This is a genomic window from Halorussus halophilus, assembly GCF_008831545.1.
GTDB classification, from domain to species: Archaea; Halobacteriota; Halobacteria; order Halobacteriales; family Haladaptataceae; genus Halorussus; species Halorussus halophilus.
In genome coordinates this window covers 135,289-148,082 of sequence record NZ_CP044524.1, presented here as the reverse complement: position 1 = coordinate 148,082, position 12,794 = coordinate 135,289, and the positions used below count along the sequence as shown (strand labels likewise).

Here is a 12,794-nt window from a genome sequence, read left to right as displayed (position 1 = left end):
CCTATCAATTAGACTGCTCTGTCGCCCGCTCGCCCTCATCGACGAACCGCTCAGTGCCCTTCTTCACGAGGTACGGAATCCGTCGAACGAGAGACAATCCTATCTTCGTCTGCCAGTCGGCGGTGACGACGGGACCGGTCGATTCGATTTTGTCGGCCAGTTTTCGACCCACGTCTTCGGGGTCGCTCACCGCGAACGCTGGGTAGTCGAGTTCTGCGGCAGAGCGAGTGTTCGTAGCCGGAGGATGCATCAGCGTACACGAGACGTTCTCGTTCTGCAGTTCGAGTCGGAGCGAGCGGGTGAGTGCTTCGACCGCACCTTTCGTGGAGGCGTACCCGGAGAGTCCGGGATGGCCGACGAGTCCGACGCCGGAACTCACGTTGTGGATTATCCCTTCGCCGCGGGCCTTCATGTGCGGTAAGACGGCCCGAATCGTCCGGACGTAGCCGAAGTAGTTCACTTCGAACTCGCGGCGCGTGTCGGCGATGGTCTGGTCCTCGAAGAGATCGAAGTCGAATATCGCGGCGTTGTTGACGAGAACGTCTATCTTGCCCCACTGGTCGCGAACGGCGTCGATTGCCGACTCCACGTCGTCGTCCGAGGTTACGTCGCACTCGTAGTAGCGCGCCCGATTGGCGTTCGTCTCCTGTAACGGCCTGAGATTCTCGCCGTTGACGTCGAGTCCGGCTACTCGGTAGCCGCTTTCGAGGAGCGAGAGCATCACGTGATAGCCGATGCCCTCGTTCGCGCCGGTGACTACGACGACCCGTCTCGCCTCGGAACTGCTCATAGGAGCGGAGAGACGACCGCGAAGTACATTATATTGATGACAATTTTTGGGAGCAGTCACCTCCCTCCTACGTAGGGTCTGTCTTCCCACCAGGAACGACAACGTCGAGGACGCCCTTGACGATTCCGACGACCAGTTCGACGACCAACGGCACGAGCGGCAGGACGACGAGGATAGCGACGATACCCCCGAGAATCCCGGCGGCCCCCACTTTCGCGTAGAACGATGTGTCACGTCCCATTGCGCTCCACTGACGTGACCGTCACCAATAACTGTGCTGACGAACGGGCGAGAAGTCGAGAATCGGAGCGTTATCAGTCGTCGTCGAACTCGCTGCCGCAGTTGCCACAGGCCATGCTTGCGGAAGGCAGCGAACGCTGAGCGGTGACGAGTCCGCAGTCGTCACAGATGCCGTACAGTCGTCGTTCGGGGTCGATGCCGCTGACGAACTCCATGCGCACCCACGCATCTGGGTTCGTTTCGTCGTAGATTTCCACGCCATTCCCCGTTCGCTTCCAGTTGATGCGGTTGCCCTCGCACTCCCGTTGGTCGACTCGTTCGCTCATCGCGTGTTCGAAGGGCCACCGCTAACAATCATAAAGGTTCCGCCCTAATTTTTACTACAGTCGTAAGAAAATCGCTGGCGTGAGCTAATACATCCGAAACGTAGCGCGACAGACCCGAACGACGAAGACAGTCGGCGAGCGAGTAGACTGCATGACGCGCGTCACCGTCTGGAACGAATACCACGTCGAACAGGAGCATGCCGACGCGAGGGAGGTCTATCCCGAGGGTATCCACACAGCAATCGCCGATGGCCTCGACGAGCATGGATTCGAGACGCAAACTGCCACACTGGACGAACCCGAACACGGATTGACTGAAGACGTGCTGGACGACACCGACGTACTGACGTGGTGGGGCCACGACAAACACGACGCAGTCGCCGACGAGGTAGTCGAGCGCGTCCACGAGCGCGTGCTGGACGGGATGGGGTTGCTCGTCCTCCACTCGGGGCACTTCTCGAAGATTTTCAAACGACTGATGGGGACCAGTTGTGACCTCAAGTGGCGGGAGGAGGGCGAGTTAGAGCGTCTCTGGGTAGTCGAACCCGGCCACCCCATCGCCGCTGGGTTGCCAGAGAGCTTCGAGGTTCCCGAAGCAGAGATGTACGGCGAGCGGTTCGACGTCCCTGCTCCGGAGACGCTGGTGTTCAACTCGTGGTTCGAGGGCGGCGAGACGTTCCGAAGCGGTTGCTGCTACCGTCGCGGTTCGGGGCGACTCTTCTACTTCCGGCCCGGCCACGAAACATATCCGATATATCGACAATCAGAGATACGCCGAGTCCTCGCTAACGCCGTCGAATGGGCCGCTCCGGTCGATGGCCCGAAACCGAACTACGGAAACTGGAATTCATAGATTTATAGTTTTTCTAAGAGTAAATAGAACTGTAAACACTGAAAGAACAAAACGATTTATTAGGGTGCCACGAATCCGGCAGGACGAAGGATGTTAGACGCGCCACCACGTGTACTCCACGTCGAGGACAACGACTTCTTCGCCAGCGTTACGTCTGGCATCCTCGACGACGAATACGGCATCCGAGTACACACGGTCGAGAGCGCGACGGACGCACTCGGTCTCCTCGAAGACGAGCAGTTCGACTGCGTCGTCTCCGACTACGAGATGCCAGGGATGAACGGACTGGAACTACTCGGAACCGTCAGGGACGAGTATTCGAATCTCCCCTTCATCCTGTTGACCGGCGGTGGCAGCGAACAGATCGCCAGCAAGGCAATCTCGACTGGCGTGACGGACTACCTCAAGAAAGGAACGGGCAAAGAGCAGTTCACGGTACTCGCGAATCGTATCGAAAACGCCGTGGCACGACGCCGGACCGAACAGTTGTCGCTCCGGCAGACGGAAGTGAACGACTTAGTCTGGGACGTGAGCCAAGCGGTGTTACAGGAGAGTTCGCGTGAGGACATCGAACACACAGTCTGTAGCCGAATCGGGAGCTCGGAGGCGTACGCGCTCGCGTGGGTCGGAAAGGTGGACGGAGAGACAGTACGGCCAAAGTCTCATTGCGTGTCCAAAGACGCCGAATTCGAACCCATCGCACTCGATGACGGAAAAAAACCGGTCAGCGTGGCAGTCGAGACCGGTGAAGTCCAGGTCGGTAGCACGCCTATACTCGACGTAGACGTAGCGATAGACGACGAATCGTGCCGGGAAGCAATCGTGCCGCTCGCCAGCGAGTCCGACCCGGTGGGCGTACTCGGAATCTGTTCAGAAGCCAGACATGCCTTCGGAGAGACGGAGCGGCGCGTCCTCTCGAAGTTCGGGAACAGCGTCGCGTACGCCATCGAATCGGTCCGGACGCGCAAGGAGTTGGTCCGCCGAGAGCAGCGACTGCAGGTGTTCAACCGAATCCTGCGCCACAACCTCCGAAACGACCTCAACGTCGTTTTGGGCTACGCGGACGAGCTCCACGACGAAGTCCCCGACGCGAAGCCAGAAGCCGACATCATCAGGAAGAAGGCCAGCGACCTCATCGAAATCAGCGAGAAGGCTCGCGAAGTCGGGAAGACGCTGGACGGCGACGACCGAACGAAGCGACAAATAGACGTTACGAACTGCGTCGAGCGGACCTGTGCGGAGTTCCGCCAGACGTACCCCGACGCTGAGATTCGGTCGAACCTCCCCGACGCCGCCCCGGTGTACGCGGACAAGACGCTCGAAGCCGCAATCGGCGAAGTCCTCGAAAACGCAATCGAACACAACGACGACGAGCGGCCGACGGTCGAATTAGCTATTTCGGCCGACGACGGTGACCACAGCACCGACCACGGCTGGTTTGAGTTGACAATTGCAGACGACGGGCCGGGGATTCCCCAAGAAGAGCGAGCAGTGTTGTTAGAGGGCGAAGAGACGGCGCTCCACCACGGGAGCGGTCTGGGACTGTGGCTCACGAACTGGATAGTCGGGAAGTTCGGCGGCGAACTCACCTTCGAGGAGTCGAGAAACGACGGCAGTGTCGTGAGGATACGACTCCAACGAGCGCAGAACGTGTAGTTTCAGTCTGTTCACTGCGTGAATTCTGGTCTGTTCGCTACAGGTAGTGCTGGTCTACTCGCTACATGTAGTGTTGGTTTACTCGCTACAGGTAGTGCTGGTCTGTTCGTTCCGTGCGGTGAGTAGATGTAGTTGGAAGATGGGAATCGGAAGGTCGGAGTCGAAAGCCCGAACCGACAAATTTCGCCCGCATCACGCATCATGAAGTATTTATCACGAGTTTTTAGCGATAAATATTTAGGGCTGAAAACGAACGGTAGATACGACAATGAGTACCGAGTCATCCAGTTTCGTGGGCCGGTTCAGACAACCGGAGTACACCGGTGAGAATCGCTGTACCCCGTGTACTATCGTCAACGTCGTCATCGCGGCAGTCGGCAGTGCAGTCGTCTCCGTGTTCGCGACGCCGCTGGTCGGCCTTCCCGTGTTCGGGGTCTCGCTGCTCGCCATCTACCTCCGTGGCTATCTCGTGCCGGGGACGCCGTCGTTCACGAAGCAGTACTTCCCCGACTGGCTGCTCAAGAAGTTCGACAAGCACGAGACGGCCGCACCGGAAATTGACGACGAAGAGGAGCGCGAACCGGAAGAAGTCCTCGCCGAGGCGGGTGCGGTCGGCCCCTGCGAGGAAATGGACGACCTCTGTCTCGACGACTCGTTCCGCGCCGAGTGGTTCGACAACATGGACGCCATCGAAGCCAACGGGACCGAGAAGACAGAGTTGGCGAACGTACTCGACGTAGACGAGGAAAACCTCTCGTTCGACGAACACGACGAAGCGCTGGTCGCCCAGTACGACGGCGGCCGTCTCGGGCAGTGGGAGTCGCGTGCAGCGCTCGTCGCGGACCTCGCGGCCGCAAAGGCATTGAAGCCCCGCTACGACGACTGGGACCGCCTGACGGTCACGAATCAGAGTCGCGTGTTGAGCGGCCTGCGAATCTTCCTCGACGCGTGTCCGGACCCGGACTGCCGCGGCGACATCGCCATGGAACAGGAGACCGTCGAGTCCTGCTGTCGGACGATGGACGTCGTCGCCGTCAGTTGTGACGACTGCGGGTCGCGACTGCTGGAAGTCGAACACGACGCCTGATTCTGAGCATCACCTCCGGCATTTTAGCGCTGCTTCCCCCGTTTCACCAGCAACTCCGTCATTTCCGCTGTTTCGCTGTGTCTCGACCGTCGCTTCGTCGGAGTCGAGTCCCAACACCGGTGTTTCCGTTGTTTTAATCGCTAGACCCCACTGTTTCCGTTGTTCGACCACGAACCGCTCCGAGACGAGAACGACTCACTCTACACAGACGTGTCGTGAGTGTATCTGATTCGCTACGCTGTGGCCGTGTCGAACACCGTCGTTTCCGATGTTAACCCCCTGTCGAACGTCGCACTTCGACTTCCTCTTCTGAGACTCCCTTTTCCTCCGCTGATACTCCCATCCGACACCGTTGTTTCCGTTGTCGAGGCAGCGTTTGACTTCGACGTGATAGTTTGAAGGCAGACAGTTTCTGACCCAATCAACGGTCGAGATAAGTCAGAACGGCGTATTTCGAGACGGGAAAACAACGGAAACAGTGGGGTGCGTCGAAAATCCGAGTTATCAGACCGAGAAGAGAAGGTACGAGACTAGTCTTCCACGTCCTCGAAGGTAGACTGATAGTAGGGACGGATACTCTCGTGAACCCCTGCGAACTCGATAGTCTCTTCGAGAGCGCTGACGACGAGTTGAAGGTCCTGCTTGAGTGCGTGTTCACGATACTTGCCGCCGGACATGCCTTCGTTCTTCTCTGTCGAGGAGATGACGCCGAGCATGGCGAGGTCCGCGAGGTGGTCGCGCATCCGGCGACTGGTCAACGGTTCCGTGCCGACGTGGTTGCAGAGTTGTTCGTAACGCGGGCGGATGTCGCGCGACCGAGCAGGCGTCGTCTCCTCCGCTTCGAGGGAGGTCAACGCGTAGAGGATGAGTCGGGCGTGTTCGGTCAAGTCGGCAACCCCCTCCATGATTCGGTCGCGTTCGAGTTTCTCTCGCGCCTCTTGGACGTGATGGTCGGTAACTTGCTCGACGGCCTCTTTTCTTGCGAGGTCGCCCGCTTCGAGCAGTAGGTCGAGTGCTTGTCGGGCGTCACCGGCGTCCTGCGCGCCGTAGGCGGCACAGAGCGGGATGACGTCCTCCGCGAGCGCCCCCTCGTGGAACGCGACCTGTTCGCGTTGGCTGAGAACCTTCTGGAGTTCGTTCGCGTCGTACGGCGGGAAAGACACTTCTTTCTCGCAGAGCGACGAGCGAACTTTCGCCGAGAGCGAATCGCGGAACGAGAGGTCGTTACTGATGCCGATGAGACCGATTTTCGCGTCTTCGAGATAACCGTTGCTCCGTGCGCGCGGAATCTGGTAGAGGATAGAGTTGTCGTTGATGTGGTCTACTTCGTCGAGGACGACGATGATAGTGCCGCCGAGTTGGTCGAGTTCCTTCCAGAGAAAGCTATAGACTTGGGCTTGCGGATAGCCGGTGTTGCTGATTTGTTCGGACGGGTCTCGGAGCGTGTTGACGAGTCGTACAGCTACTTGGTAACTCGAATTGAGACCGTCGCAGTTGATTTCGATGAGGTCGAGCGAGATGTCGTCGTACTTCGCCGCGTCTTCTTGGAGCCGTTTGAGCAGGAATCTGGTGGCCGCGGTCTTTCCGACGCCGCTCTTGCCGTAGAGGAAGATGTTCGACGGTGCTTCGCCGTTGATGATGGGTTGGAGTGCGGCGTGGTACTCTTCGAGTTCGTCGTCCCGACCAACGAGGTTGTTCGGGGTGTACTCCTCCAACAAGGCGTCCCGGTTCTTGTAGAGTGAGTTGTCCCGATCAAAGCTGAATGATGACATGCGCGGTAGTTGAGCGGACATTGAACGGACGGGGATATAAAGACCAGGTGTAACTGTGGCGTCCGTTGTTTCTTCTGTCCCGAACGTTTTTGTTTTTGTAGGCTGAGTGGGGAGGGTGGCGTTTCCGATGTCCGGTTTGACTTAAACACACACCCACCCCATCGTTTCCGGAGCTTTCGTCGTGGAGGGCAGGGTGGGTGTCACGTTGCTTCTGTAAGAGGCGAAAGATTTAACACATGAACGAATAAACCATACCCGTGGGACGAATAGTCGATTTCGTCTATATAGTTGTTTTCTAGCTGTTTCTATTTTTTCAGCGCGAATTCCGCCGAGAAGTTTCCCGCAGTTCACGAGATTGGGTTCCAGCACTTCGCCCCACCCTCTCTTCCCGAGTCAAGACAGCGGAAACGATGGGGTGGGTGTGGTTCGGAACTCACGACAGTTCCCGGATGCGAACCCCCGAAATGAACGGTCTGACGGCATCTCTGTTCATTCAACTGGTTGTCACCGGCTTCGAGAACCAACCAAGAGTCCAAAACTACGGTGCTTCCGACCCGCCCGACCCCCCTTCACCGTTCCACCGAAACAGCGGAAATCGTGGGGTGGGTGTCTTCTACCACCGTCGAAGACGACGAACGTCGTCTTCCTTTCGTCCCAAACTCGGACACCGGAAACGACGGGGTTGCTGGCTTCGCTTCACCACGCCGTGATAACTTCTGTATTACGGTCGTGATCACTTCTACACCAGGTCGTGATGACTGATCGAGTGACTCTTCACCCATCGCTCCAGCGCCCGCTCTCGGAGTCAAATTTTCCTGCTTATCGGTCCTCTTCTCCCGGTACAGCGCCGAAAACAGCGGAAACGGTGGGGTCGCGGAATCCGACCTCCGAAAACGGCTGACGAAGCGAGACGAGACAACGAATGCTGAGGCAAAACAACGGAAACGGAGGAGTCACGGCTGACGAGGTGACGCGCTCAATTCATGCTGAACCAAACCCCAACCAGACTACGCTGAATCGGACCACGCTGTACGATGCCCAACCAGACGACGGCGGAATTGACGACTAGACAGACGAACACTGAGTAGCAAACCAACACTGACTAGCAGACGACCACCGGAAACAACGATGAAACAACGGAAACGACGGAGTCGTCCGACCGCTCCCGACAGCCGACGCAGTCACCACTTCAACGTATCTCGATGCGTCGGCCGGTCCCAGCGCTCGGCCGCGGCCGTTCGCCGAGGGTGACGGGTTCGGTCAGTCGCTCGCCGTCCCGAATCAACTCCACCGTCACCGTCTCTGCTGGTTGGGTCTCGACGAGAAGGTACCGCGTCAACTCTTCGTGCGAGCGGACAGTTCGGCCATCGACGCCGACGATGACGTCGCCGCCCACGGGAATCTGTCGCCCGCGGACGCGCCGCGTCCCACGACAGCCTTTCACTCCGCCGCTCGCGGGACCGAGGCGAACGTCGACGACGAGAACGCCCGTTGGTTCGTCTAGTCCGTTCGCCTCGGCGACGGTCGGTGACACGTCGAGAGTCCGAACGTTGAGATACGAGTGGCTGTACGACCCGTTCTCGATGAGTTCCGGAACCACGCGATGGACGATTTCCGGGGAGATGGCGAACCCGATGTTCTCGCCTTGCTTGGCGCGATTGACGCCGACGACTTCGCTCTCCATGGTCACGAGCGGCCCACCGCTGTTTCCCGGATTGATGGCTGCGTCTGTCTGTATCGCATCGGGGAGCGTAAATCCGGCTCCGGTCGGCGTTGACCGGTTCGTCCCGCTAACGATGCCCGCCGTAATCGTCCCGTCCAACCCCATCGGATTCCCGAGTGCCGCGACGCGTTGGCCCGGCGTCGGGTTCGACGTGGCGACTGTCAGCGGGTCGGCACTGCTCGGCAGGTCATCGACTCGCACCACCGCGAGGTCTGTGTAGGGGTCCGTCCCGACGACGGCCGCAGTTCGCCACTCTCCCTCGCTGAATCGTACTTCGACCTGCTGGCCGACTTCGCCGCCCTCGCTCGCCTTGCTTTTCCTGTCCCACGTCTCGCTCTGTACCAGTCGCCCAACGGGCGCGACGACGTGCTGGTTCGTCACGACGTGGCCCGCCGCGTCGTAGACGAACCCCGAACCTGCTCCCGACGGCGTCGGGCCGTTCCCATCGGCTGTCTCGACGCGCACGTAAATCGAGACGACGGACGGACTCACTAATTCGTAGAGTCGCTCGTAGGAACGGGCGTCGTCTCCGTCGCTGTTGACGTTGCTATCTCCGGTCTCTCTTTCGCTTCTGATGTCGCTAGTCTCCTCGGTCATGCGTTCGTCTCCGACGACCGAACCTCGATTCGCTCCTTTGCTACTGAATCTTCGAGCAGTCTCACCCCGGTCCCCCCGTCGGATTCACCTGTTGTAAGGACCAGACGAATTTAAGCACGTTGTTTGTTGACAACTGACAAGGGATGGGAGAAACACAGGGATGGGAGAAACACGGGGACGAAAAACACAGGAACGAACCGTAATCCTTCAATCCAACAACACCGACTCCACGGAACGGCGCGGCGACGGCGTAGCTACGCTCCGTGCGTATCCAAGCCGAAAGAGGTGCTGTACCGTCCAGTCCGGTCCATCGAGTTGTGTCTGCAACTCGCGTCGCAGGCTCGGAACTTCCAACGGTGCGCTCGTCGGGTGAGTCTGCACGCCGAGCAGCGTCGCCAACAACGACACGCGCTCGAACGCTTGCCCCGCCTGCAACTGCTCGCGCAGGCCGTTCCGCTTCGTCCGCAGCGCCGCCAGCACGGGGGTGTTTCGAACCAGTTCGGCGTCCTTGCGGGCCTGTCGCGGGCCGACGTTCAAGTACGTCATCAGCAACCGACCGATCTTCGCCTCGGGCCACGAGTCGCCGAACGCGCCGCGGCCGATCCAGCGACCCAGTTCTCGCCGGTACGCTCTGTCGGCGAACTGTCGTCGGTCGGCACGACCCACCAACTCGGCAACCGACTGCTTCGTCGGCGCTCTGGTGACGAACTGAACTGCGAGGCCGTCCTCGACGCAGACGTCTCGAAACGCGCGGAGGCTCCGGCGTGGAATCGGTCGCTCTTGGTACCGGCCGCGGTTCGTTCGGCGTCGCAGAATCGCGTCGAACAGTCGCGGGGCGCGGTGGCGGGACCGCTCGTTGTTCTCGTTGTCCTGCAACACCACCGTCGCCGCGTGGCGACTGTCGCTCCCGGGAAGGTACTCTACGAGATGGCCCAGTCCGAAGTGTTCGGCCGCCAGGAGCAGGTTTTCCAGTGCTGCACCGAGACTCAGGTACATCTCGCGCTTGTTCGGGTCCGCGACCGTCAACCAGCGGTCGTGGTCGGCGAACAATCGAATCTCGTCGCCGTCAACCAAGAACAGCCACGGTTGGGAGTTGTGACTCGACGGTGCGAGAACCGCGTACCGAAGTAGGTGTCGGGCCTTCTCGGCCATCGTCCCGTCTCGCGGAAACGCCGCTTCCGAGACGTTCCACGCCTCGGTGGTCCCGACCTTCCGCCGCCACGACCAACGCGAGGCCACCTGTCTGCGCCACGGCGGTCTCGTTGACGGTACGTCGCCTCGTTTCGTTGACGGAGCGTCGCCAGGTTTCGTCGCCGGTTGGTCACCTCGGCCAGCAGGGCGGCCACCGACGGTTTCGCGTCCGCGCTGGGAGTCACCCATTCGCTCGCGCTCGTTCTCGGTCGTCGTATCGACTCCGCCGTCCGCGTCTACACTGGCCTCGCGCTCAGTGTCTGAACTCTCTCCGCCGTCTGTAGCGGGTCGCCGTCCTCCGTCTGCAATCGGTGCGCTCTCCCCCATGGTCCCTGCACCGAGACGATGGCTACGTACTTAGTTTTCAGTCCCTTCTTTCGGCTCGACAGTTTCCGTCGCCCCAGCGGCACCGTCGAATCTCAAATCGGACAGCAACGCGCTTCGGCTGGTTGTCCACCCGCCCGGCCGACGTCGTCGGGGTGGGTGGTCAATACCTGTGTTCGTCTCGACCGGTCCCGATAGACGGTGACCCCTTTACAGCCTTCTTCGACGGCGAGGTGATAGGCGTCGTTCACGTCGGCCCGCGTCGCGGTGAACGGGAAGTTGATAGTCTTCGAGATGCCGCTATCGACGTGTCGCTGGAACGCCGCTTGCATCCGTACGTGCTCTGCTGGCGAGAGGTCTCCCGCCGTCACGAACGCCTCGGCTATCGCGGGCGGAATCGAGAGACTCTCCGGCCCCTCGAACTCGTTCGCGCGGAGTAGCGTCTTCGCTTCGGCGCGGACTGCGTCGGGGTCCATTCCGTTCGCTTCTAACGTTTGCAGAAAGTAGTCCTCGAACTCGACCAACATCTCGGACCCCTGTACGTCTCGGCCGACGTTCTTGAAGTAGACCACGTCGAACAGCGGCTCGCACCCGCCGGACGTGTTCGCTATCATGCTCGTCGTGCCCGTCGGCGCGATGGTCGTCGTGCTGTGATTGCGCAGGGCGAATCCGTCCGTCCAGTTCGTGGGGCGAAGGCCAGTGTGCCGAGCGAACCACTCGGGATACTTCGTCGGCGTCGCGTACTTCGAGTCGTACCACTCGGGGAAGGGGCCGCGTTCGAGCGCCAACTCGTGACTCGCCAGTTTCGATTCCCGATTGAGACGCGCCATTACCTGTCGAGCGATTTCGTACGATGCCGGACTCCCGTAGCGCACGCCGAGTTGAATCAGTAGCTCGGCGAACCCCATGATTCCGAGTCCAACCTTCCGAAGCGCGGTCACTTTCGACTCTATTTCCGGAATCGGGAACACCGAGGCCGTCACCACGTCGTCCAGGAACCTGACGCCGTCCCGGACGATGCGAGCGAGTCGCTGCCAGTCGATTGCTTGCTGGAGGAACTCTTGAACTACCGCAGCGAGGTCCTCGCGGACGTCTTCCCGAAAGTCGAACCACGGCGTCGCGTCGTCGGTAACTAGCAGCGAGAGATTGACGTGGCCCAAGTTACAGGCTTCGAAGTTCTCTAACCCCTGCTCGCCACAGGGGTTCGTCGCCTCGATTCGATGATTCGGCTGTGCGACCACGTCGAACGAGTGGTCGCGGTTCGTCGTGTCGAGTGCGAACAAGCCCGGTTCGCCGTTTCGCCACGCACTGTCTACGAGCAACTGCCAGACGAAACCTGCAGGCAAGGTCATCGGTTCTCCGACTCGGAAATCAGTTTGGCCACGGTAGGCGTCGAGTCCCGGAATTTCACCGGCGTAGTCGCGCCAGACGTTCTCCTCGGCGAATTGCGTCCCAGCGTTTTCGAACGCCGTACTGTAGAACTGCGCAGTCGCTTCGGTCACGACGTGTTGGTCGCCCGTTCGGGGATTGACGAGCGAATAGCGTCGATTCTCGCGCACGGCCTCGTAGAATTCGTCGGTGATACCGACAGAGAAATTGAAGTTCGAGAACTCCCCTTCTCGTCGCTTCGCTACGCAGAACCGTCCGACGTCCGGATGGTCGGCGCGGAGGATGCCCATCTGCGCCCCCCGTCGCTTCCCACCCTGCTTGATTTGTTCGCACATCGTGTCGTAGACACGCATGAACGAGACTGGCCCGCTCGCGGTGCCACCGGTCGAGCGAATCTGATCGCCTTTCGGCCGCAGGCGTGAGAACGAGTAGCCGACACCGCCGCCACTCTGGAAGATGGTCGCGGCCCGTCGCAGCGTCTCGAAGATGGAATCCAAGGTATCTCGCGGTGACACGACGAAACACGCCGCCAGTTGCTGGACCTCGGTACCAGCGTTCATCAGCGTCGGCGAGTTCGGGACGAACTCCAAGTCGGTCATCGCCTTCTCGAACCTGTTAGCCCATCGAATCGGGTCGTTGCCGTACTTCGCTTCGACCGCCGCGACGTTTCGAGCGACTCGCTCGAAAAGTTCTTCGGGCGTCTCCACGACTCGCCCGTGGTTGTCTTTCAGAAGATATCGTGCCGGGAGGACGCGCCGGTAGACGTTCTCGGTGAGTCGCTCTTCGAGCGTCTCCCCGGTGGTTCGTTTGACCGGCAGTCTGATCGAGTCAGTTGGTGAGCGCATT

10 protein-coding genes are annotated in these 12,794 nt (G+C 60.0%); 3 read left to right on the top strand and 7 right to left on the bottom strand.

Features of this window, described 5'->3' with window-relative positions:
• Nucleotides 1–4: 4 nt before the first annotated feature.
• From F7R90_RS18755 to F7R90_RS18750, 3 genes are all read right to left on the bottom strand, one after another.
• Entirely contained in the window at nt 5–790 is a 786-nt protein-coding gene (locus F7R90_RS18755; RefSeq protein WP_158059098.1) for an SDR family NAD(P)-dependent oxidoreductase, read from the bottom strand.
• Nucleotides 791–857: 67 nt separating this feature from the next.
• Nucleotides 858–1,031, bottom strand: coding sequence for a hypothetical protein (locus F7R90_RS22380; protein ID WP_192498495.1), 174 nt, complete (start codon nt 1,029–1,031; stop codon nt 858–860).
• Between the two features lie 73 nt (nt 1,032–1,104).
• On the bottom strand, nt 1,105–1,356 hold the full coding sequence (locus F7R90_RS18750) for a hypothetical protein (RefSeq protein ID WP_158059097.1): 252 nt from the start codon (nt 1,354–1,356) through the stop codon (nt 1,105–1,107).
• Between the two features lie 151 nt (nt 1,357–1,507).
• On the opposite strand from F7R90_RS18750, the gene F7R90_RS18745 reads away from it, so the two are divergent.
• The 3 genes from F7R90_RS18745 to F7R90_RS18735 all read left to right on the top strand — a co-directional run bounded on the left by F7R90_RS18745 (nt 1,508) and on the right by F7R90_RS18735 (nt 4,952).
• Nucleotides 1,508–2,209, top strand: a complete 702-nt coding sequence (locus F7R90_RS18745; protein ID WP_158059096.1) for a ThuA domain-containing protein — start codon at nt 1,508–1,510, stop codon at nt 2,207–2,209.
• A gap of 90 nt (nt 2,210–2,299) precedes the next feature.
• Nucleotides 2,300–3,865 (top strand): response regulator, encoded by a 1,566-nt coding sequence (locus F7R90_RS18740; protein WP_158059095.1) that lies wholly within the window; start codon nt 2,300–2,302, stop codon nt 3,863–3,865.
• Between the two features lie 268 nt (nt 3,866–4,133).
• A complete protein-coding gene (locus F7R90_RS18735) occupies nt 4,134–4,952 on the top strand; it encodes a hypothetical protein (protein WP_158059094.1) in 819 nt (272 codons plus the stop codon).
• Nucleotides 4,953–5,482: 530 nt separating this feature from the next.
• On the opposite strand, the gene F7R90_RS18730 is transcribed toward F7R90_RS18735, so the two are convergent.
• The 4 genes from F7R90_RS18730 to F7R90_RS18715 all read right to left on the bottom strand — a co-directional run bounded on the left by F7R90_RS18730 (nt 5,483) and on the right by F7R90_RS18715 (nt 12,793).
• A complete protein-coding gene (locus tag F7R90_RS18730; RefSeq protein ID WP_158059093.1) occupies nt 5,483–6,724 on the bottom strand; it encodes an orc1/cdc6 family replication initiation protein in 1,242 nt (413 codons plus the stop codon).
• A 1,189-nt stretch (nt 6,725–7,913) separates the two neighbouring features.
• Complete coding sequence (locus tag F7R90_RS18725; RefSeq protein WP_158059092.1) at nt 7,914–9,044, bottom strand: S1C family serine protease; 1,131 nt, start codon at nt 9,042–9,044, stop codon at nt 7,914–7,916.
• Nucleotides 9,045–9,251: 207 nt separating this feature from the next.
• A complete protein-coding gene (locus tag F7R90_RS18720; RefSeq protein WP_158059091.1) occupies nt 9,252–10,562 on the bottom strand; it encodes an Acg family FMN-binding oxidoreductase in 1,311 nt (436 codons plus the stop codon).
• Nucleotides 10,563–10,654: 92 nt separating this feature from the next.
• Complete coding sequence (locus F7R90_RS18715; RefSeq protein WP_158059090.1) at nt 10,655–12,793, bottom strand: adenosylcobalamin-dependent ribonucleoside-diphosphate reductase; 2,139 nt, start codon at nt 12,791–12,793, stop codon at nt 10,655–10,657.
• Nucleotide 12,794: the final 1 nt, after the last annotated feature.